This is a genomic window from Mesorhizobium sp. M7A.F.Ca.MR.245.00.0.0, assembly GCF_003997415.1.
Classification (GTDB): Bacteria; Pseudomonadota; Alphaproteobacteria; order Rhizobiales; family Rhizobiaceae; genus Mesorhizobium.
Map to the genome: position 1 here is coordinate 32,885 of NZ_RZTE01000040.1, position 19,788 is coordinate 52,672.

The 19,788-nt window shown below is 63.3% G+C and carries 23 protein-coding genes; 17 read left to right on the forward strand and 6 right to left on the reverse strand.

Features of this window, described 5'->3' with window-relative positions; translation table 11 throughout:
* Positions 1–17: 17 nt before the first annotated feature.
* The 4 genes from EOB80_RS27885 to EOB80_RS27900 form a co-directional block, all read right to left on the reverse strand.
* Complete coding sequence (locus EOB80_RS27885) at positions 18–773, reverse strand: Stf0 family sulfotransferase (RefSeq protein WP_164762747.1); 756 nt, start codon at positions 771–773, stop codon at positions 18–20.
* A 147-nt stretch (positions 774–920) separates the two neighbouring features.
* Entirely contained in the window at positions 921–1,775 is an 855-nt protein-coding gene (locus tag EOB80_RS27890) for a lytic transglycosylase domain-containing protein (protein ID WP_127330996.1), read from the reverse strand.
* Positions 1,776–1,780: 5 nt separating this feature from the next.
* Entirely contained in the window at positions 1,781–3,031 is a 1,251-nt protein-coding gene (ispG, locus tag EOB80_RS27895) for a flavodoxin-dependent (E)-4-hydroxy-3-methylbut-2-enyl-diphosphate synthase (RefSeq protein ID WP_164761630.1), read from the reverse strand.
* Between the two features lie 334 nt (positions 3,032–3,365).
* Positions 3,366–3,545: a YdcH family protein gene (locus tag EOB80_RS27900; protein WP_013529217.1), complete on the reverse strand. Its 180-nt coding sequence runs from the start codon at positions 3,543–3,545 to the stop codon at positions 3,366–3,368.
* 239 nt (positions 3,546–3,784) lie between these two features.
* On the opposite strand from EOB80_RS27900, the gene EOB80_RS27905 reads away from it, so the two are divergent.
* The gene (locus tag EOB80_RS27905; protein WP_013529216.1) at positions 3,785–3,988 is read left to right on the forward strand and encodes a DUF465 domain-containing protein; all 204 of its coding nucleotides are present in this window, start codon (positions 3,785–3,787) and stop codon (positions 3,986–3,988) included.
* Between the two features lie 21 nt (positions 3,989–4,009).
* Here EOB80_RS27905 and EOB80_RS27910 read toward each other — a convergent pair whose 3' ends face one another.
* Positions 4,010–4,798 (reverse strand): IclR family transcriptional regulator, encoded by a 789-nt coding sequence (locus tag EOB80_RS27910; protein ID WP_127330998.1) that lies wholly within the window; start codon positions 4,796–4,798, stop codon positions 4,010–4,012.
* A 127-nt stretch (positions 4,799–4,925) separates the two neighbouring features.
* Here EOB80_RS27910 and EOB80_RS27915 point away from each other — a divergent pair, with 127 nt between their 5' ends.
* From EOB80_RS27915 to EOB80_RS27985, 14 genes are all read left to right on the forward strand, one after another.
* Complete coding sequence (locus EOB80_RS27915; RefSeq protein WP_127331000.1) at positions 4,926–5,807, forward strand: transporter substrate-binding domain-containing protein; 882 nt, start codon at positions 4,926–4,928, stop codon at positions 5,805–5,807.
* Between the two features lie 171 nt (positions 5,808–5,978).
* Complete coding sequence (locus EOB80_RS27925; protein WP_127331004.1) at positions 5,979–6,644, forward strand: amino acid ABC transporter permease; 666 nt, start codon at positions 5,979–5,981, stop codon at positions 6,642–6,644.
* Position 6,645: 1 nt separating this feature from the next.
* Positions 6,646–7,296, forward strand: a complete 651-nt coding sequence (locus EOB80_RS27930; protein ID WP_127267518.1) for an amino acid ABC transporter permease — start codon at positions 6,646–6,648, stop codon at positions 7,294–7,296.
* Positions 7,297–7,298: 2 nt separating this feature from the next.
* Entirely contained in the window at positions 7,299–8,093 is a 795-nt protein-coding gene (locus EOB80_RS27935) for an amino acid ABC transporter ATP-binding protein (RefSeq protein ID WP_127331006.1), read from the forward strand.
* Positions 8,094–8,131: 38 nt separating this feature from the next.
* The gene (locus EOB80_RS27940) at positions 8,132–8,593 is read left to right on the forward strand and encodes a RidA family protein (RefSeq protein WP_127319394.1); all 462 of its coding nucleotides are present in this window, start codon (positions 8,132–8,134) and stop codon (positions 8,591–8,593) included.
* Between the two features lie 25 nt (positions 8,594–8,618).
* On the forward strand, positions 8,619–9,824 hold the full coding sequence (locus EOB80_RS27945; protein WP_127331008.1) for an aminotransferase class V-fold PLP-dependent enzyme: 1,206 nt from the start codon (positions 8,619–8,621) through the stop codon (positions 9,822–9,824).
* A 221-nt stretch (positions 9,825–10,045) separates the two neighbouring features.
* Entirely contained in the window at positions 10,046–11,035 is a 990-nt protein-coding gene (locus EOB80_RS27950; RefSeq protein WP_127331010.1) for a TIM barrel protein, read from the forward strand.
* A 42-nt stretch (positions 11,036–11,077) separates the two neighbouring features.
* Positions 11,078–12,130, forward strand: coding sequence for a substrate-binding domain-containing protein (locus tag EOB80_RS27955; protein WP_127331012.1), 1,053 nt, complete (start codon positions 11,078–11,080; stop codon positions 12,128–12,130).
* A gap of 68 nt (positions 12,131–12,198) precedes the next feature.
* Positions 12,199–13,698, forward strand: coding sequence for a sugar ABC transporter ATP-binding protein (locus EOB80_RS27960; RefSeq protein ID WP_127331014.1), 1,500 nt, complete (start codon positions 12,199–12,201; stop codon positions 13,696–13,698).
* Positions 13,699–13,721: 23 nt separating this feature from the next.
* On the forward strand, positions 13,722–14,690 hold the full coding sequence (locus EOB80_RS27965; RefSeq protein ID WP_127331016.1) for an ABC transporter permease: 969 nt from the start codon (positions 13,722–13,724) through the stop codon (positions 14,688–14,690).
* Positions 14,687–15,562: a MurR/RpiR family transcriptional regulator gene (locus EOB80_RS27970; RefSeq protein ID WP_013529211.1), complete on the forward strand. Its 876-nt coding sequence runs from the start codon at positions 14,687–14,689 to the stop codon at positions 15,560–15,562. Before EOB80_RS27965 ends, EOB80_RS27970 begins: the two co-directional genes overlap by 4 nt.
* Positions 15,559–16,452: a ribokinase gene (locus tag EOB80_RS27975; protein WP_127331018.1), complete on the forward strand. Its 894-nt coding sequence runs from the start codon at positions 15,559–15,561 to the stop codon at positions 16,450–16,452. The genes EOB80_RS27970 and EOB80_RS27975 overlap by 4 nt, the downstream gene beginning before the upstream one ends.
* A gap of 102 nt (positions 16,453–16,554) precedes the next feature.
* The gene (purE, locus tag EOB80_RS27980) at positions 16,555–17,052 is read left to right on the forward strand and encodes a 5-(carboxyamino)imidazole ribonucleotide mutase (RefSeq protein ID WP_063169171.1); all 498 of its coding nucleotides are present in this window, start codon (positions 16,555–16,557) and stop codon (positions 17,050–17,052) included.
* Complete coding sequence (locus tag EOB80_RS27985; RefSeq protein ID WP_127331020.1) at positions 17,049–18,128, forward strand: 5-(carboxyamino)imidazole ribonucleotide synthase; 1,080 nt, start codon at positions 17,049–17,051, stop codon at positions 18,126–18,128. Before purE ends, EOB80_RS27985 begins: the two co-directional genes overlap by 4 nt.
* Positions 18,129–18,134: 6 nt before the next feature.
* Here the strand turns inward: EOB80_RS27985 and EOB80_RS27990 are convergent, their stop codons facing one another.
* Positions 18,135–18,557, reverse strand: coding sequence for a lysozyme inhibitor LprI family protein (locus EOB80_RS27990; RefSeq protein ID WP_127331022.1), 423 nt, complete (start codon positions 18,555–18,557; stop codon positions 18,135–18,137).
* Positions 18,558–18,799: 242 nt separating this feature from the next.
* Between EOB80_RS27990 and ykgO the strand changes: the two genes are divergently transcribed.
* Together ykgO and EOB80_RS28000 are read left to right on the forward strand one after the other, a co-directional pair.
* Positions 18,800–18,925: a type B 50S ribosomal protein L36 gene (gene ykgO, locus EOB80_RS27995; protein WP_006327841.1), complete on the forward strand. Its 126-nt coding sequence runs from the start codon at positions 18,800–18,802 to the stop codon at positions 18,923–18,925.
* Between the two features lie 112 nt (positions 18,926–19,037).
* A complete protein-coding gene (locus EOB80_RS28000) occupies positions 19,038–19,643 on the forward strand; it encodes a hypothetical protein (RefSeq protein WP_127331024.1) in 606 nt (201 codons plus the stop codon).
* Positions 19,644–19,788: the final 145 nt, after the last annotated feature.

A 19,788-nucleotide genomic window follows, 5' to 3' on the forward strand; every position in this document is an offset into this window, starting at 1 on the left:
GCATCCATGAGGATGCGTCAGACGGCGGCAGCCTCCAGACGATAGCGGCGCATCCAGTCGAGGCTTGTCGCGTCAGCAAGCTTTGCAACGCCGGGGCTTACATCCTCCTCGTCAGGTGCTGGGACTCCCAGGGCTTCGCAGATGCCTAGCAATGTCGCGGCCGGATTGCCTGAAAGGCGCTCATAGCCGACGCGCAGCGGGGATATGCCTTGCTCTGCGAACCAAATGTTCCAGGCCGCGTCATAGGTCTCGAGTTCCGTGACCTCTCGTTTGATACGCTCGAAATCATATTGGGGCTCTTTCGGCGGTGCGACCCTTTCGATCTCGGTGCCGTCGGGAGCGATATGCCAAAGACCGGTCTGCTCCGCCTTGATCAGGGAGACAGCCTGCGCGAGCTTGTCCTCCCTCGAGAGGTGTATGTAGAGGACGCGGCCAAAGGCCTTTTCAAGACGCGCTCTGTCGGACGGCAGTTTTGGAAAAATCCGGTCGAGGGTTGCCGAAAGCTCATCCAGATTTTCGCGCATCAAGCGAAGGCCGAAGAGGCCGGTCCCACCCTTGCCCGCAGCGATCGCCGCGTTGAGATAGGCGACATTGAAGTCGAGCTCACTCATCGTGTCGCGATCGGGCAGCTTCCACTCTTCAGCCCACTCCAGCACATCCTGCCGCCGATAGAATGAGTGCGGATCGCCAGTCGTCTTCGTGGATGCCAGAAGCTTGCACAGTAGCGTGCTTCCGGTCCTCGGCGTGCCGCAGATAATGTATCCATCAAACATGTTGAGGCCCATGCTGCTCGTCAAAGACAGGGCCGCCGCCCAGTAAAGATGGCGGCCGCTATAGCTGAAATCTTTGCTGGATGCGACGTCACGGCTATCGCTTTTAAATGCCTCTCTCGGACAAACACCATGCCGGCAGCGGCCAATTTACCGGTTACGCACCACCACGCAGGCCCCACCGACAGTTTGCAATTTCTGGCAAATAACGTTGGCATCGGCGCGGCGGTCGACACCGATCCTGACCGCGTAGATGCCGCGCCGGCCGATCGGTGTGCGCACCCGGCTGACCACCGGATCATGCCCGTTGAGCAGGGCCGGGAACCGGCTCCTTACCCTGAGCCACTGGGTGATCGCGGCACTGCGGCGAAAATTGCCGGCCACCTGGATGCCCCATGGCTTTATGTTGATCGAAGCCATGGCCACCGTCCGCGACATGATCACCGGCAGTTTTCGGCAAGCGACGGCGAAATCCGTCTTTGCGTCGAGCGGCTCGACCCTTCCGGCATAGGCCCGGTCGGTGAACTTGTCGGCTGGTTCGCCCATGATGTCTAAGACATAGCTTTCGGTTTCCATCGGCAGGAAACCGCCGGAGCTGAGCCAGCGCGACACCCGGCTCTCGCCGGCATTGTAGGCGGCGGCGGCCAGGCCGAGATTGCCGTAGCCGGTTTTCATTTCGGCGAGATATCTGGCCGAAGCCGGGATCGCCTGGTTGATGTCGAAGGAATTGGCGAGCCCGCGCATCTTGGCGGTGCCCGGCATGAACTGGGCAATGCCTTCGGCACCGACCGGACTGACGGCGTTGGGATCGAAACGGCTTTCCTTCCAGATCAGCCGAGCGAAGAAATCCCTGGACAGGCCGTTCTGGTCGGCATGCGCCTGGATCAGATTGCAGACTTTGTCGATCAGCCGTTGCTTGGCGGATTGCGGCGGATCGGCCTGCACAAGGGTCGACCAGGTCAGCCCGTACAGCAGGATCAGCGCTGCCCAAAGGAAACGCTGCATCGGTTCTACTCGGCCGCGGCCTTGCCGCGACCGAACCGTTGCTCGATATAGTCGGCGACCATTTTCTCGAAATCCGCGGCGATCGACGGCCCGCGCAGCGTCGCCGCCTTTTTGCCGTCGACGAAGACAGGCGCCGTCGGCATTTCGCCCGTGCCGGGCAGCGAAATGCCGATATCGGCATGCTTGGACTCGCCAGGGCCGTTGACGATGCAACCCATCACCGCGACCTTGAGGTTCTCGACGCCGGGGTATTTGTCGCGCCACACGGGCATGTTCTTCCTGAGATCGGCCTGGATGTTCTGGGCGAGTTCCTGGAACACGGTGGAGGTGGTGCGGCCGCAACCGGGGCAAGCGGCAACAATCGGCACGAACTGCCTGAACCCCATGGTCTGCAGCAATTCCTGCGACACCTGCACCTCGCGCGTGCGGTCGCCGTTCGGCTCCGGTGTCAGCGAGATGCGGATGGTGTCGCCGATGCCTTGCTGGAGCAGGATGCCCATGGCGGCCGACGAAGCGACGATGCCCTTCGAGCCCATGCCGGCTTCGGTCAGGCCGAGATGCAGCGCGTGGTTGGAGCGAGTGGCGAGCTCGGTATAGACGGCGATCAGGTCCTGCACGCCGCTGACCTTGGCCGACAGGATGATTTTCTCGCGGCCAAGGCCGATCTCTTCCGCCATCTCGGCCGACAGGATCGCCGACTGCACGATCGCCTCGCGCATCACCTCCTGCGCGGTCAGCGGAAAACCCTTGTCCTGGTTGTCGTCCATCAGCCGGGTCAAAAGCTCCTGGTCGAGCGAGCCCCAGTTGACACCGATGCGCACCGGCTTGTCATGCCTGATCGCCATCTCGACGATATCGGCGAACTGGCGGTCCTTCTTGTCCTTGAAGCCGACATTGCCCGGATTGATGCGGTATTTGGCCAGCGCCTCGGCGCAGGCCGGATGATCGGCCAAAAGCTTGTGGCCGATATAGTGGAAATCGCCGACCAGCGGCACGTTGATACCAAGCCGCTGAAGCCGCTCATGAATGCGCGGCACGGCGGCGGCACTCTCGTCGCGATCGACAGTGATGCGCACGATTTCCGAGCCGGCCCGGTGCAGTGCTGCGACCTGCGCAACCGTCTGGTCGATATCGGCCGTGTCGGTGTTGGTCATCGATTGGACGACAACGGGCGCACCGCCGCCGACGACCACGCCGCCGACATCGACGCCCACCGACGTGCGGCGGGGGAAAGGAGAGGAAAAATATCCGGTCATGCCGGCAGCCTTTTGTCTCTGGAGCATCTTGTGTCCTGCATGGACGCACAACGACGCCCCGGGCCGATGCGCTGAGGTCCGGGCATGAGGTGGAGGAGCAAAGATGGCTTGTCAATGGCGACAGGTCGCCACTGGCCGGAATCGCCCGCCGCCGGCGACCAGAAACAATCGATGATCTGGCGAAACGGGAGACGGCCGAAGCGGAGATTGAGCCGGGTGCAAGTCCAGCTTCGGCTGACAGACCGGTGCTGGAAAATCAAAACCCTCCAAGCCGGCGGCGGGGCGCCGCCGGGAAAAGAGGCCGCGGATATTGGGCGGCTATGTCAGGAGGGCATCAATGCGTGGTCGGTTTGCCTCTTAGTTTTTCAATCTCGTCCTTGAGTGCCAGCTTGCGTCGCTTGAGATTCACGATTTCGAGGTCGTCTACCGATGGATGATTCATCGCGTCATCGATTTCACGTTCGATGTCGCCGTGTTTCCGCTGCAACTCATCAAGATGGGATGCAAGAGACATGATTGGTTCTCCCTTTCATGGTTTTCCTCGATTGCAACCGTCACGGCGCGTCCACCGCAGGTTCGCTTCTGTGACGGCACAATGACACTGTGCCACCATCCGGCCGCGATGTCGAATGATCCGTGGTAGCATTCCACGACACCTTGAAATGTGATATGGGCTGCACGCCGGTGACAAAACACCCGGTCCCGCCCAATCAGGCCCAGTTTTGGGCGCCGCAGACGTGCAGACGGTAGAGAATGTCCGATCAGGAACAGGCCGATATTCGCCTAGAATTTTCCCGCCTGAAGCAGGAACACGCCGATTTCGATGCGGCCATCAACGCGATGATCGCCATGGCCTGCGATCCGCTGCAGATCCAGCGCATGAAGAAGAAGAAGCTGTTCCTGAAGGACCGGCTGATGGCGCTGGAAGACAAGATCATTCCCGACATCATTGCGTGAGTTGGCGTTCGCTCGCTCGCGCTACCCGGCGATCGAAAGCCTCGCGGCACGATCACGCAGCAGGCCGATAAGTTCGCCGGTCCGCCCCTCGGACGTATCGATGGGGACCACCAGGCACATCGTCGCCTCGACCTTTCCCGGCGCTGAAAACACCGGTGCGGCAAGGCACTTCGTATAGGCATCGACAAGGCCCGAAGTGACGCAATAGCCGGTGACCTGCGCTTTTGCGATGTCCGCGACGAAATCGTCGAGCCGCAGTTTGCGCCCGTCGGGCAGCACGAGATCGTCGTCCGACACCATGCCTTCGATCTCAGCCTTCTCCAGCCCCGCCAGAAGCAGCCGCCCCGAGGCCGTCCAGGGCAGCGGTATCTGCAAGCCGGTGGCGGAACTGATGCGGAACGGCCTGGTGCCGGGACTCGCATGGACGATCGTATAGCGGCCGCTCTGCAGCATGCACAGTTCGGAAGTCTCGCCGGTCTCGCGCGACAGATTGTCGACCTCCTGGCGCCCCCGCCTCAACAGGTCGTTGCCCCGCACATAGTCCATTCCGTAGAGATAGAGCTTCTTGCCGAAATAGACGCGATTGCCGTCGCCTTCCATTTCCAGCAGTCCCGCATCGACCAGCGACCGCACCAGCGTATAGGTCGTCGAGCGGGGCGCGTTCACGCCCTTGGCAAGGTCGCCAATGCCGATCGCGCGCTGGGTGGTGTGAAGAAACTCCAGAATCTCGAGCACCCGGTTGAGCCCCTTTTCTCGGGAGCCCGAAATCTTCACGCCGGCTGAAAGTGCCGAGGCATTGCCATCTTGCATTGTTGATTCCCGGTGTTAGTATCTGTCCTGTACAGGATACACGCGTCTCTTGTAAGAGACAATCGCTTCGAGGTCACTGACGCGTGTATTGCCTGTGCAAGGGGAACACAAACGAAAGGAGGTCGCCGTGAACGACACATCCGGAAGACGTGATTTTCTAAAATTGGGAATGGCGGGACTGGCCACGGCCGGCGTCGTGGGTGCGGCGGTAGCCGTCGATGCCCAGAAGGCCGCTGCTCAGGCAGCACCCGACAGCGTGCTGCGCACCGTGCTCGATCGCGGCAAGCTGATCGTCGGCACCGGCAGCACCAATGCGCCGTGGCACTTCGAGAACGATGCCGGCGAACTCGTCGGCATGGACATCACCATGGGGCGCATTCTTGCCAAGGGCCTTTTCGACGATCCGACCAAGGTCGAGGTCGTGATGCAGGATCCGGCACAGCGCATCCCCAACGTCACCACCAACAAGGTCGACATCACCATTCAGTTCATGACGATGAGCGCCCAGCGCTCGCAGCTGGTCAATTTTTCCCGGCCTTACTATGTCGAGGGCGTCGCCCTGCTGAGCCTTCCGACCGCCGAGAACAAGACCTTCGACAAGCTGCTTGCCGGCGGCTCGGCGACACGCGTCTCCATCCTGCAGAATGTCGATGCCGAGGCGCAGGTGCATTCGGTGCTGCCCGAGTGCCAGGTTATGCAGATCGATACCCAGGCCAACGTGCTGCAGGCACTGGAATCGAAACGCGTCGACGCCGCTGCCGTCGATCTGTCCACGGTGCGCTGGCTCGCCTCGCGCAATCCGGACAGATATTTCGACGCCGGCAAGAGCTGGCTGAGCATGCTTTATGGCGCGGCACTCCGGCAAGGCGACCTTGACTGGCTGACCTTCGTCAACGCGACCTTCACCATCGCCATGTTCGGCCACGAAAACGCACTCTACGATGCCGCCTTCAAGGACTATTTCGGACAGGAGCCCCCGGCGCGCCATCCCGGCTTCCCGGCCATCTGATCTGCATCGGGCGGGAGGGCTTATCCAGCGCCCTTCCGCCTCCCTAGAGCAATTCCAGGAAAAGTGTGAAACGGTTTTCCGTCCGGAATTGCGTCAAAACAAAGAGTTAGAGCGGGTCGCCGTTTCGTGAAACGGTGAACCGCTCTAAGCCTGCGGCACTGAGGCGGACGCATGGGCTATGCCCTCAATTTCAACCTGATCTGGCGACACTTCGACAAGCTGTGGGGCGGACTGCTGCTCAGTCTCGAACTCGCCGTCATATCGATCGCCATCGGCATCGTCATCGGCCTGGTCCTGGCGGTCTGGTACGTGTCCGCTGGACGCACCGTGCGCACCATCATCGCCGCCTACGTCGAATTCATCCGCAACGTGCCGCTGATCCTGCTCGTCTACCTCGTCTTCTACGGCTTGCCGACAGTGGTCGACATCGCCTACAGCGCGCCGACCTCGTTCGTCGTCACGCTGTCGCTCTATAGCGGCGCCTATTTGGTCGAGGTGTTTCGCTCCGGGCTCGAAGCGGTTCCGCGCGGACAGCTGGACGCCGGCAAGGCAATCGGCCTGACACCCTGGCAAAGGCTGCTCAACGTGCGCCTGCCGACCATGCTGCGCATCACCTTGCCGGCATTGTCCAACACCTTCATATCGCTGTTCAAGGACACCTCCGTCGCCTCGGTCATTTCGGTGCCGGAGCTGACCTATGGCGCTCAGTGGATCAACTTCAACACCTTCCGCATCGTCGAGGTCTATCTCGTGGTCACGGCGATGTATCTGGTGACCGGCTACATCTTGCTTTTTGCGCTTCGGCTTGTCGAGCGCCGGTTCAGGGCGGCGCGCTGATATGCTCACCCAGATCGCCTATGCCTTACCTTTCCTCGCCCAGGGCTTTGCGCTGACACTGTGGGTATCCCTGCTGGTCGTGGTGTTTTCGTTGATCGCCGGCGTGATCATGGGCGTCGGTCTGGTCTATGGCCCGGTGCCGTTACAATGGGCCGTGCGCATCTTCAGCGACACCATTCGCGGCATACCGATCCTGGTGCTCATCTTCTTTGTCTATTACGGACTGCCGGCCATCGGGCTTCATCTGCCGTCGTTCTGGGCCGCCGTGCTGGCGCTGACCCTGTTCAAGACAGCCCAGGTCGTAGAATATTTCAGAGGCGCTGTCGGCTCCATTCCGAAAGGGCAGTCCGAGGCGGCGATGGCGATCGGGCTGACCTTTCGCCAGCGGCTTGCCTACGTCATTTTCCCACAGGCGTTCAGGCGCTTCCTGCCGCCCTGGATCAACGGCGTCACCGATGCGGTCAAGGGCAGCGCGCTGGTATCGCTGCTCGGCATCACCGATCTGATGCAGGCCATCAACCAGGTCATCGGCCGCACCTATGAGGCCATGCCGCTCTATATTCTCGGCGCGCTCATCTACTTCGCGGTCAACTATGCCCTTTCGCTCGCCAGCCGGCGGCTCGAGCGGCGTTTCTCCTTCATCCGGGAATAGCAATGTCCACAAGTCCGAAAAACACGCCGGCCCTTCTCGACGTCCAGGACGTTTCCAAAGCCTTTGGGACCGTCCAGGTCCTGCGTTCGGTTAGCCTGCAGGTGGCGAAGGGGGAGGTGGTGACGGTCATCGGCCCCTCCGGCAGCGGCAAAACCACGCTGCTGCGTTGCGTCAACTTTCTCGAAAGCTATGACAGTGGTTCGATCCGCATCGACGGCAAGGAGGTCGGCTTTCGCGAAGCCGGAACCCGCCAGCGTCGCAGCGAACGCGATCTCGCGGCGATGCGCGCCGAGACCGGCATGGTGTTCCAGAGCTTCAACCTCTTTCCGCACCTGACAGCCGCCGGCAACATCATGCTTGGCCTCACCAAGGTGCGCGGCAAGAGCAACGCCGAAGCGCGCACCATGGCCGAACACTGGCTCGGCCGGGTCGGCCTCGCCCACAAGGCTGACAGCCTGCCCGCCGAACTGTCCGGCGGCCAGCAGCAGCGCGTCGGCATTGCCCGCGCCGTGGCCATGGGGCCGAAGATCCTGCTTCTCGACGAGATAACCTCCGCGCTCGACCCGGAACTGGTCGGCGAGGTGCTCGAGGTCGTGCGTAGTCTGGCCGAGGACGGCATGACGATGGTGATGGTCACGCACGAAATGGCCTTTGCCCGCGATGCCTCGAGCCGCATCATCTTCATGGCCGATGGCGGCGTCAGCGCGGCGGGTCCACCCGCCGAAATCCTGGCGGCAGACACCGACAATGAGCGCCTGCGCACCTTCCTGGCACGCTTCCGCGCCTCGCATTTCTAGAACGGGACAGCGAACGCTGTCGCAAGGAGCCTTCTTTCATGACGCCTTATATCCGGCTCGCCGCGTTGGGCCTGACGCTGCCCGAGCCGCCGACACCGATCGCCAACTTCGTCACCCATGCCGAGAGCGGCCGGCTGATCTTCCTGTCCGGCCAGGGTCCGCTGCGCACCGACGGCACGCTGTGTACCGGCAAGGTGGGGGAGGATGTCACCGTCGAGCAGGCTTATGGCCATGCCCGCCTCACCGGCCTCAATCTGCTCGCCGTCATGCACGCAGCCACCGGCGACCTTGGCCGGATCGTGCGCGTCGTCAAGCTGCTCGGCTTCGTCAACGCCATACCGACCTTCAGCGACCACCCGAAAGTGGTCAATGGCTGTTCCGACCTGTTTGCCGATGTGTTCGACAATATCGGCGGCCATGCCCGCTCGGCGATCGGCGTCGGCTCCTTGCCTGGAAACATCACCGTTGAAATCGAGGCGGTTGTCGAGATCGCCGCCTGACCTTTAGAAGAATGGAATCCGAGAGATGAAAACCACTTCCACCGACGGCTCCAACACCACCATCCGTGAACGGCTCGGCCTTCGCCCGATCATCAATGTCTCCGGCACGATGACCGCGCTCGGCGCGTCGATCATCGTCCCCGAAGCGATCAGCGCCATGGCGGAAATGGCCTCGCAATGGGTGGAACTGGATGACCTGCAACGTGCCGCAAGCACGATTGTCGCGCGCCTGACCGGCGGCGAGGCCGGTTTCATCACTGCCTGCTGCGCCAGCGGCATCACCATGGCGATCGCAGGTGCTATGACGGGGACCAATCTGCTCGCCATCGAGCGGCTGCCTGATAACACGGAGGGCCTCAAGTCGGAGGTCATCGTCCAGCTCGGGCACATCGTCAACTATGGTGCGCCGATCGACCAGTCGGTCCGGCTGGCGGGCGCCAGGGTCGTGCCGGCCGGCACGGTCAGCGTGACGCAGGACTATCATGTGCGCGACGCGATCAACGACCGCACGGCGGCGGGCCTCTACGTCGTTGCGCACCACACCGTGCAGTATGGCATGCTGTCCCTGGAGGAATTCTGCGAGATCTGCCACGCCAGGGGCGTCCCTGTGATCGTGGATGCGGCTTCAGAGTATGATCTGCGCGGCTTCCTCGCGCGCGGCGCCGACATTGTCATCTACAGCGGCCACAAATTCCTGAGTGGGCCGACCAGCGGCATCGTCACCGGGCGCAAGGATCTGGTTCGCACCGCCTATCTCCAGCACCGCGGCGTCGCCCGCGCCATGAAGGTCGGCAAGGAGAGCATCGCCGGCACCATGGCCGCACTGGAAGCCTGGGAAAAGCGCGACCATGCCGGCATCCGCCGCCGCGAGGACGCCGCGCTCAACCTGTGGAAGGAGACGTTGCAGGGGCTGCCGGGCATTGTCGCGCAGATCATTCCCGATCCGACCGCCAACCCTCTCGATCGGCTTCAGATTTTTGTACTGCCCGAAAGCCGGTTCACGGCGGCCGGCCTCACCTCGGCATTGGCGGCGGGCTCGCCACCGATCATCGTGCGCAACCATGAGGTGGAGCGCGGCCATTTCTTCCTCGACCCCTGCAATCTTCATCCCGGCGAGGCCGAGATCGTCGCCGAACGGCTGCGCGCCATATTGACCGCCAAGGACCGCCCGGCCGATGCGATGAAACTCGCCCGCAAGGATTCGTCCGGCGTCTTACGCTGGCCAGATTGAACACCCGGCGAATCGCTTGCTGAAATGCGCCGACCGTAACCAGCACGCGCCAGCATGCGCCTATTGGCCTGACGGGCTCTCCAGGGCACCGGCCGGGAAACTGCCGGCTCCCTTTGCGCGCCTTGGCGGGTCCAGCCTGGTGGCCGCTTCGTAGCCTCTCAAAACAATAACTTTACAAATATCTTTATTTATGTGAAGTCATGACGATTGAAGGATCGATCATGACAGCCACTCGTTTCGCCACGCGCCTGAATTCCTTTGCCTCGCGGCCGCAGGCCGAGTGGCCCGATCTTACCGGCAAGCCGTCGCTGCTGCAGATGGCGGCGCGCGCCGCCAAGGTCGAGGGGCTTACCGATCTCGATCTCAACTTTCCTGACCACGTCGGTGAAAAGCCCACGGAAATCGCCCTGAAACTGGGCGACCTTGGGCTCTCCATCAATGGCTTTGCCATGCGCTACTACTCCAACCCCGCCTTCAAGCTCGGCGCTTTCACCAATCCGGATCCGGCGGTGCGCCGCGAGGCCATCGACCTGACCAAGGCCGGCATCGATGCCGTGCGTGAGGCCGGCGCCAGCCTGATGACGCTGTGGCTCGGCCAGGATGGCTTCGACTACGCCTTCCAAGCCGACTATTCGACGCTTTGGCAACACGAAATTGATGGGATTCGTGAAGTTACGGCACATGATCCCGACTGTCAGATCAGCCTTGAATACAAACCGAACGAACCCCGCTCCTACAGCCTGATGCCGGATGCGGCGACGACCTTGCTGGCGATCCGCGATGTCGGCCTGCCTAATCTCGGCGTCACGCTCGATTTCGCTCATGTGCTCTACGCCGACGAACAGCCGGCCTTTGCCGCGGCCCTGGTGGCGCGTCACAGCAAGCTGCTCGGCGTGCACCTGAACGACGGCTACGCCAAGCGCGACGACGGCCTGATGGTCGGCGCGGTGCACACGCTGCAGACCATCGAGCTGCTCAGGCAGATTCGCCGCGACGGTTACGCCGGCGCCATCTATTTCGACACGTTCCCTGACATGACCGGGCTCGATCCGGTGCGCGAGTGCGAAGTCAACATCGCCACCGTCAAGCGCATGCTGCGCGTCGTCGACCGGCTGGAGCAGGACAATCGCCTGTCCGCCGCCATGGACAGCCAGGATGCCGTTACGTCGCAGGCCATCATCCAGGAAATCATGCTCGGGCCGGATAGCTGAGGCATCCGCGCCATCGCCGTTTTTCAACCAGGGAGGAATACAATGAAACTTCTGCTTGCCACCGCTACCGCCGCACTGATGGCGCTCTCGATCGGCTCTGCCTTTTCCGCCGACCTCGCGCCGCTCAATTCCGACACGGAAAAGGACCGCATCGACTGGTCGCAGGTCGAGGCCAAGTTCGGCGCGTTCCCCAAGCTGCCCGAAGGCACCAAGGCAGGCGCGGTCTCCAAGACGCTGACCAATGAATACTGGCGCTCGCTGGGCGAGGGCTACACGGCATTCGGCGCCAAGGTCGGCGTTCCCGTCGTCTATCAGGCAGCGCAGAGCGAGGGCGACCAACTCGGCCAGCTCACCATCGCCGAAGGCCTGGTGACGCAGGGCTACAACGTGCTGCTCGTCTCGCCGCAGACGGATGCCAATCTGCAGCCGATCATGGAGCAGGCCAAGGCCGCCAACGTGCCGGTGGTCAATGTCAATGACGCCGTCATCCCGCAGGCGGAGCATTATGTCGGCAATGTCCAACGCGACAATGGCGTGCGCGTCGCCAAATGGTTCATCAAGAATCGTCCGAATGGCGGCAAGGTCGCCATCGTCGAAGGCCAGGCTGGCGTCTATGCCGCCGTGCAGCGCACCGATGGCTTCAAGTCGACCATTATCGAGGGAGGCAAGTTCGAGGTTGTCGCCAGCGTTCCCGGCAACTGGGACCGCCAGACCTCCTATGACGCGGCCACCAACATCCTGCAGCAGCACCCCGACCTGATCGGCTTCTATGCCAACAATGACGGCATGGCGCTCGGCATCGTCGAGGCTGTCAAGGCCGCCGGCCTGCAGGACAAGGTTGCGGTCTTCGGCACCGACGGCATTTCCGATGCCTATGCCTCCATACGGGCCGGCGAACTGACCGGCACGGTCGACAGTTTCCCGGTTCTGACCGGCGAAGTGGCGTTGGAAACAGCTCTGCGTCTCGTCGCGGGACAGAAGCTGCCGCGCGTCGTCGCCACGCCCCAGGCGCTGATCACCAAGGACAATGCCGACCGCTATTCCGGCGCCGACGCGCGCAAGGCGCTGCTCGAGGACGCGGCTGCGGGCCGGTAAGGCCAACCAACAGTGCCGGTCAGGGCAAGTCGCTTCTGTCCGGCACCATGGCCCGGAGATAGAACTCGATGTCACCCCGGCTGCAATTCAAGGGCATTTCCAAGCTGTTTCCGGCCGTACGGGCGCTCCACGAGGTGTCACTCTCGGTGGGGGCCGGTGAAATCCACGGCCTGCTCGGCGAAAACGGCGCCGGCAAGTCGACGCTGCTGCGCATCCTGTCTGGCGTCTACAGGCCGACAGCGGGAAGCGTCCTCATTGACGGCAAGCCGGTTACACTCGCCAACCCGGTTGCCGCGCGCGCTGCGGGCGTCGCCATGATCCATCAGGAATTGCAGCAGGTGCCGCGCCTCAGCGTCGCCCAGAACATGTTCCTCGGCCATCCGCTGACGCGCGGCGGCATCTTCGTCGCCAGCAGAGAGCAGGAGCGCCGCGCCGCCGAGGCTCTTGCAGCCATCGACCCTTGCATCGATCCAGCCGCCCCGCTCGGCACCCTGAAGGTGGCGCAGCGGCAGATTGTCGAGATTGCCAGGGCATTGCTCGATCGCGCCCGCATCGTCGCCATGGACGAGCCGACATCGAGCCTGACGCCGAGCGAATTCGAACGGCTCGCGCAAGTCATTACAGGTTTGGCGCGCGATGGCGTCGCCGTCGTCTATGTCTCGCACAAGCTGGATGAGGTGTTCGGCATCTGCCGGCGCGCCACCATCATGCGCGACGGCGTCGTCGTCGATTCCGTCGATCTGAAAGACCTGTCGGAGAAAGCGGTCGTGGCGATGATGGTCGGCCGCGAACTGGCGCAGGAACACCATAATTCCCATGCCACGAACAAGGTCATGCTGAGCGCGCGTGGCCTCTCCTCGGCGACGAAGGTGCGCAACGTGTCGTTCGATCTGCATCGCGGCGAGGTGCTGGGGATTGCCGGCCTGGTCGGTTCCGGCCGAACTGAACTTTTGCGGCTCCTGGCCGGCGCCGATCGCGCCACGGCCGGCACCATTGCAATCGACGGCAAGGCGGCGCGCTTCGCCGGCCCGCGCGATGCGATTGCCGCCGGCATCGGCCTGGTGCCGGAGGAGCGCAAGCGCGAAGGCATCGTGCCGCTGCGCTCGATCACCAGCAACATGGCGCTGGCCTCGATGAACGTATTCGCGCCGCGCGGCGTCATCGATCACACCAGGCTGAAACAGGTGGCCGTCGACAGGATGAGCCGCGTCAATCTGCGCCCGTTCCTGCTCGACCGGCCGATCCGCCTGTTCAGCGGCGGCAACCAGCAGAAGGCGATCATCGGCCGCTGGCTGGCCGCGGGAACCCGCATCCTCTTGTTCGACGAACCGACGCGCGGCATCGATGTCGGCGCCAAGGCGCAGATCTATCATCTGATCGAGGAACTCGCCGCCGAGGGCCATGCCGTGATCGTCGTCTCCTCCGAGCTTCCCGAAGTGATCCGGCTTGCCGACCGCGTGCTGGTCATGCGCGACGGCACTATCGCGGCCGAACTCCACAGAGACGATATCAGCGAACAGGCGATCGCGGCGCACGCCATCCCGCAAACGCAAACGCCGTCCGCGTAACAGGCAAGGCAGAGGTGACGGATATGTCGGATACCACTCTGGTGCGGCCACGCGCCGAATTCCTGCGCGGCGTTTCCATGCGCGACGCCGGCACGCTGATCGGCCTTGTCGTGATCCTGGCCGTATTCGGCGCGCTGGTGCCCGGCTTCTTCGCCGAGCGTAACCTGATCAACATCCTGCAGCAGTCGAGCATCAATGCCTGTCTCGCACTCGGCATGACGCTGGTCATCATCTCCGGCGGCATCGACCTGTCGGTCGGGCCGACGGCGGCACTCTCGGCCGTCATCTCGGCCTCTATGATGGTCGCCGGCGTGCCGTTTCCGCTGGCCATCGCCGCCGGCTTCGCCATTGGTCTTGCCTGCGGCCTCGTCAACGGCGTGCTCGTCGCCTATGTCAGGCTGCAGCCCTTCATCGTCACGTTGGGAACGCTCAGCACCTATCGGGCGCTGGCGCTGATCTACACCGGGGGCAATCCGGTGCTCGGCCTTCCGCCAAGCTTTCGCGCCATCTTCAACGGATCGCTGTTTGGACTGCCTCTGGCGGTCATCATCGTCGCCTGCGTGGCTGTCGTCGCCTGGGTCGTTTTGAAGAAGACGCCCTTCGGCGAATATCTGCTTGCCGTCGGCGGCAACGAGGAGGCGGCCTACATCGCCGGCGTGCCGATTGCCCGCACCAAGATCGCCGCCTACATGATCTCGGGCCTGCTGGCGGCGCTTGCCGCGCAGATCCTGATCGGCCGGCTCGGCGCCGCCGAGCCCATCCTCGGCAATCTCTGGGAACTCGACGCTATCGCGGCTGCCGCCATCGGCGGCGCCTCGCTGATGGGCGGCAAGGGCAGCATCGTCGGCACCGTCCTGGGCGCCGTCATCCTCGGCGCCATGCGCAACGGTTTGACGCTGATGAACGTCCAGTCCTTCTATCAGCTTCTGGCAACTGGTCTTATAATCCTCGCCGCGATGCTTATCGATCGCGTGACGAGGGGGCGTGGATGACCTTGAGCGGGCTGGACCTGAAAGCGGTAGGACCGCGCATCCGCATGATGATGCCGCATCTCACTCCGTTGGAGGCGAAGGTGGTGGAAACCGTCTTCGGCCGGCGCGGCTTCGACGAGAGCATTCCGCTGAAACAGATCGCCGAAGAGTCCGGCGTGTCGGAGGCGATGGTGGTCAAGATCGCCAAGAAGCTGGGCTTTTCCGGCTATCGCGACTTCCGCACCGCCGTCTATGAATACAGTCGCCTGCCGACCGCCGAGATGCACCAGGAACTGTCATCCGACGACAGTTCGGCCGAGATCGTGCAAAAAGTCTTTCGCACCTCCATCCAGGCGCTGGAGGAGACGCTGGCGATCCTCGACATCGAGGATTTCGACCGCGCCGCCGAGCTGCTCTTCCGTGCCAAGAACCGGGATTTTTATGGCGTCGGCGGCTCGGCGCAGATCGCCCGCGATGTCTCGCACAAGTTTCTGCGCATCGGCATCCGCGCATCCGTCTATGACGATTCGCATATGATGCTGATGTCGGCCTCGCTGCTCGGCGGCGACGACATCGCCGTCGGCTTCTCGCATTCGGGCAACACGTCGGCCGTCATCGACGCCATCCAGCTGGCCCGCAAGAACGGTGCCCGCACGCTGGCCATCACCAACTACGACAACTCGCCGCTGGCTGCGGTCGCCGACATCGTGCTGTGCTCGACCGCGCAAGGCTCGCCGCTGATGGGCGAGAACGCAGCGGCGCGCATTGCCCAGCTCAACATCCTCGACGCGCTGTTCGTGGCGGTGGCCCAGCGCGACTACCAGGCGGCGGAGCGCAACCTCGGCCGCACCATGTCGGCGGTGACATCGAAACGAAAAGACCGGGGCTCATGACGACATCGCCGCTGGTCACCGTGTTCGGCAGCCTGCATTACGACATCATGGTCGACGCGCCCGATCGCCCGCGCAAGGGCGAGACGGTGACCGGCTATGCCTGGCACCCGAAATGCGGCGGCAAGGGCGGCAATCAGGCTGTCTCGGCGGCGCGGGCCGGCGTGCGCGCGGCGATGATCGGCGCCGTCGGCGACGATGATTTCGGGCGGGCGTTGCTGGCCAATCTCAATCGCGCAGTGGTCGACCACCGCTTCGTGCGGGTGGCCGCTGGCGCCGGCTCCGGCATGAGCGTGGCGATCTTCGACGCGGGCGGCGACTATGGCGCGGTGATCGTCTCGGGCAGCAATCTGACACTGGGCCATGCCGACATTGCCTCTGCTTCCGATGTGATGGTCCAAACGGCAGTGCTTTTGTTGCAGAACGAAGTGCCGGAAGCCGGCAACATTGCCGCCGCACGCGCCGTCAAAGCACGGGGCGGCCGCGTCGTGCTCAACGCGGCCCCCGCGCGCGAACTCTCCGACGAGTTGATCGCGCTGGTCGACATATTGGTGGTCAACGCCATCGAGGCTGAATTCCTGGCTGGCACAGCAGTGTTCGAGACGCTGGACGGGGCCGCGCAAGCCGCACGGCTGCTGGCCGATCTTTATCCGGTGGCGATTGTCACGGCGGGCGGCGAGGGCGTCGCCTGCTGCAACCAGACCGGTGAGGCCTTTGCTCTGTCCGCCATCCCCGTCAAGGTCGCCAGCACGCATGGCGCCGGCGATGAATTCGTTGGCGCGCTGGCCGCGGGACTTGCCCGTGGGCAGACCATGCGGGCGGCCATCACCGCCGCCAACGCGGCTTCGGCCTTGCTGGTCTCGACGCCAGAGGCCGAGCGCGACGGCATCTGATCGGCTGGTTTCCGTCTTGCCAGACCGCAGCAGCGGCCGCCTATCCTTGCGGCCCCGCGCGAATTCCGCTAAGGCGCGCCTTTGTCGCCGGGGAACACGGACTTGGACGATCAACGCGCCGACGTCGCCATCATCATGGGCAGCCAGTCCGACTGGGCGACGATGCGCCATGCCGCCGAAACGCTGGAAGCACTCGGCATCCCGCACAAGCGGCTGATCATCTCCGCGCATCGCACCCCGGACCGGCTCTATGATTTCGCCAAGGGCGCCAAGGCAGCCGGTTATCAGGTGATCATCGCCGGGGCCGGCGGTGCGGCGCACCTGCCCGGCATGACGGCGGCGATGACGCCGCTGCCGGTGTTCGGTGTGCCGGTGGAATCGAAAGCGCTTTCCGGGCAGGATTCGCTGCTGTCCATTGTCCAGATGCCGGCCGGCATTCCCGTGGGCACGCTGGCCATCGGCAAGGCCGGCGCTGCCAACGCAGCCCTTCTGGCCGCTGCCGTGCTGGCCCTGAACGATGACAGCCTTGCCGTCCGACTGGACGCCTGGCGCGCCGCGCAGACCGCCAAGGTCGCGGCAGAACCGACGGATACGCCGTGAGCCTGCCCGCCGGATCGACCATCGGCATCATTGGCGGCGGCCAGCTCGGCCGCATGCTGGCTGTTGCTGCCGCCCGCCTCGGCTACCGCACCGTGGTGCTGGAGCCGCAAGCGGATTGCCCGGCCGCACAGGTCGCCAACCGGCAGATAACAGCCGCCTATGACGACCCGGCCGCCCTTGCCGAACTGGCAGGCTCGAGTTCCGTCGTCACCTACGAGTTCGAGAACGTCCCGGTCGCGGCGGCCAGCGCGCTGGCCGCCAAGGTTCCGGTCTATCCGCCGGCGCGTGCGCTGGAAGTGGCGCAGGACCGGGTGGACGAAAAAACATTCCTCAACGGCATCGGCATTACGACCGCCGATTTCCACGCCGTCGACAATGATGACCAGCTGATGACGGCGCTCAAGGCGTTCGACGGCAGCGGCATCCTGAAGACGCGCCGCATGGGCTATGACGGCAAGGGCCAGCGCGTCTTCCGCAACATGGAAGCCGGCGGCTTTGCCGGCACCTGCGAGGCGATGGGCAATGTGCCGCTGATCCTGGAGGCCTTCGTGCCGTTCGAGCGCGAGATATCGGTGATCGCGGCGCGTGGGCTGGACGGTGCGGTTGTCGCCTACGATCCAGCCGAGAATATCCATCGCAACGGCATTCTCCACACATCGACCTTGCCGGCCGCCATTATGCCGGAGACGGCGGAAGCGGCCCGAACGGCCGCATCGAAGATCCTGTCGGCGCTGAACTATGTCGGCGTCATCGGCGTCGAGTTCTTCGTGCTGGCGGACGGCTCGCTGCTGGCCAACGAGATCGCGCCGCGCGTGCACAATTCCGGCCATTGGACGGAAGCCGCCTGTATCGTTTCACAGTTCGAGCAGCATATCCGCGCCATCGCCGGCCTGCCGCTCGGCGCCCCGGACCGCCATTCCGACTGTGTGATGGAAAACCTGATCGGCGATGATGTGCTGCGCGTCCCGGAGCTTCTCGCCGAGCCCGATCTGATGCTGCATCTCTACGGCAAGGCCGAAGCGCGGCTCGGCCGCAAGATGGGACATTTCACTCGGATCAGCCGTCGCGCCTCATAGGGTTGCCTACTGCAAATCGTCGCTCTCGTCCTCGCCTGGTTTGACGCAACTCAAATCGCCTTCCTCGCAATTGGCCGCGGCAGCGAGCTGCTTGATGCGATCATTGGTCAATCTGGTCAGGCATTGCGAGACTTCCATCGAATGGATCGAGCCGCCTTGACTGGCGGCGGTGGAATGCGCGCATTCGGCATCGCGAAAACTGATCCAGGCGCGCTGCGCCACCTGCAGCAATCTCTTGCCGCCGGCGTCATCCGAGCTGGTGAGGTCCTGATAGGCCTTGTTGAGCTTGGTGTCGGCCGCCTGGTAGTCTTCGCCGGCACAGATGTTCATCATCTGCTGGCTATCGTCGCTGCGGTCGCATTCCTGCGCGCGAGCAACCGAAGCTGCCGCCAGCAGGACAAGGCAGGCGGACAGGAACATTCGGCGCATGGTTCTCTCCAAATCACTTCACGGAGACCGCATCATCCCAGCCGGCCCCAGGGCCGCGCAATGCCGCAAGGCCGACATGGCGGATAATTGATGACAGGGACGATTTACAGCCGCTATGGAGCACGCTTGCGGTTGACAGGGACAAGGCTCCTCGTTTATGAGCCTCCCACAGTTCAAAGGCGCGTCTTCTGGCGCGCCTTAAAATTTCGACCCGGACCGGGTCCACACCGACAGGCAAGACCATGAAGATCAAGAATTCGCTCAAGGCGCTGAAGGCGCGTCACCGCGACAACCAGTTGGTTCGCCGCAAGGGCCGCGTCTACATCATCAACAAGACCGCCCCGCGCTACAAGGCACGCCAGGGCTGAGTTTTCGGGCAGGAGGCTGTTGCCTCCGCCCATTTGATGCTTGTTGCCGCCTGCCGGCATTTTCACGCCAAATTCAGTTTGACGTTCCGTCGCCCGGGACTAGAGTCCGGCGATGCGGATTCTTTTTGCATTTTTGACATCTCTGCTTGTTTCCGGCGTCATTTATGGCCCGGCATGGGCGGATAATGCCGTCGCGCCGCCGGCCACTCAGGACGCGCGGCCCGCCGCAACGACGAAACAAGCCCGCCTCGACCAGCTGTTCAGCGATCTGAAACGCGAGCGCAACGAAAAGGCGGCCGAGCGCATCGCCGGCAACATCTGGAGCGAGTGGTCGCAATCCGGCAGCGCCTCGATCGACCTGATGATGCAATGGTCGCAAAAAGCCGTCGAGGGCCAGAAGTTCGACGCAGCGCTCGATTTCCTCGACCAGGTGGTGACTTTGCAGCCGACTTATGCCGAAGGCTGGAACCGGCGTGCCACCGTGCATTTCATGATGAAGAACTACGGCAAGTCGATGTCCGACATCGACCATACGCTGCAGCTCGAGCCGCGCCATTTCGGTGCGCTGTCCGGCTTGGCGCAGATCATGGCGCTGACCGGCCACAAGCAATCGGCGCTCGAGGCCTGGCAAAAGGTGCTGGCCATCTATCCGATGATGCGCAGCGCCCAGGACCAGGTCGGCACGATTTCGGAGGAGCTTGCCGGTGAAGGTATTTGAGGGAATAGGCAGTAGGGAATAGGCAGTAGGGAATAGGCAGTAGGGATTAGGCAGTAGGTCCAGACCGCTCTGCGGAACACACATGCCTACTGCCTACTGCCTACTGCCTACTGCCTACTGCCTACTGCCTACTGCCTACTGCCTA

Bases quoted from the DNA above. Each gene is read 5' to 3' on its own strand.
- EOB80_RS27885 (WP_164762747.1), bottom strand. From the start codon at position 773: ATGTTTGATGGATACATTATCTGCGGCACGCCGAGGACCGGAAGCACG.
- EOB80_RS27890 (WP_127330996.1), bottom strand. From the start codon at position 1,775: ATGCAGCGTTTCCTTTGGGCAGCGCTGATCCTGCTGTACGGGCTGACC.
- ispG (WP_164761630.1), bottom strand. From the start codon at position 3,031: ATGACCGGATATTTTTCCTCTCCTTTCCCCCGCCGCACGTCGGTGGGC.
- EOB80_RS27900 (WP_013529217.1), bottom strand. From the start codon at position 3,545: ATGTCTCTTGCATCCCATCTTGATGAGTTGCAGCGGAAACACGGCGAC.
- EOB80_RS27905 (WP_013529216.1), top strand. From the start codon at position 3,785: ATGTCCGATCAGGAACAGGCCGATATTCGCCTAGAATTTTCCCGCCTG.
- EOB80_RS27910 (WP_127330998.1), bottom strand. From the start codon at position 4,798: ATGCAAGATGGCAATGCCTCGGCACTTTCAGCCGGCGTGAAGATTTCG.
- EOB80_RS27925 (WP_127331004.1), top strand. From the start codon at position 5,979: ATGGGCTATGCCCTCAATTTCAACCTGATCTGGCGACACTTCGACAAG.
- EOB80_RS27930 (WP_127267518.1), top strand. From the start codon at position 6,646: ATGCTCACCCAGATCGCCTATGCCTTACCTTTCCTCGCCCAGGGCTTT.
- EOB80_RS27935 (WP_127331006.1), top strand. From the start codon at position 7,299: ATGTCCACAAGTCCGAAAAACACGCCGGCCCTTCTCGACGTCCAGGAC.
- EOB80_RS27940 (WP_127319394.1), top strand. From the start codon at position 8,132: ATGACGCCTTATATCCGGCTCGCCGCGTTGGGCCTGACGCTGCCCGAG.
- EOB80_RS27945 (WP_127331008.1), top strand. From the start codon at position 8,619: ATGAAAACCACTTCCACCGACGGCTCCAACACCACCATCCGTGAACGG.
- EOB80_RS27950 (WP_127331010.1), top strand. From the start codon at position 10,046: ATGACAGCCACTCGTTTCGCCACGCGCCTGAATTCCTTTGCCTCGCGG.
- EOB80_RS27955 (WP_127331012.1), top strand. From the start codon at position 11,078: ATGAAACTTCTGCTTGCCACCGCTACCGCCGCACTGATGGCGCTCTCG.
- EOB80_RS27960 (WP_127331014.1), top strand. From the start codon at position 12,199: ATGTCACCCCGGCTGCAATTCAAGGGCATTTCCAAGCTGTTTCCGGCC.
- EOB80_RS27965 (WP_127331016.1), top strand. From the start codon at position 13,722: ATGTCGGATACCACTCTGGTGCGGCCACGCGCCGAATTCCTGCGCGGC.
- EOB80_RS27970 (WP_013529211.1), top strand. From the start codon at position 14,687: ATGACCTTGAGCGGGCTGGACCTGAAAGCGGTAGGACCGCGCATCCGC.
- EOB80_RS27975 (WP_127331018.1), top strand. From the start codon at position 15,559: ATGACGACATCGCCGCTGGTCACCGTGTTCGGCAGCCTGCATTACGAC.
- EOB80_RS27990 (WP_127331022.1), bottom strand. From the start codon at position 18,557: ATGCGCCGAATGTTCCTGTCCGCCTGCCTTGTCCTGCTGGCGGCAGCT.
- ykgO (WP_006327841.1), top strand. From the start codon at position 18,800: ATGAAGATCAAGAATTCGCTCAAGGCGCTGAAGGCGCGTCACCGCGAC.
- EOB80_RS28000 (WP_127331024.1), top strand. From the start codon at position 19,038: ATGCGGATTCTTTTTGCATTTTTGACATCTCTGCTTGTTTCCGGCGTC.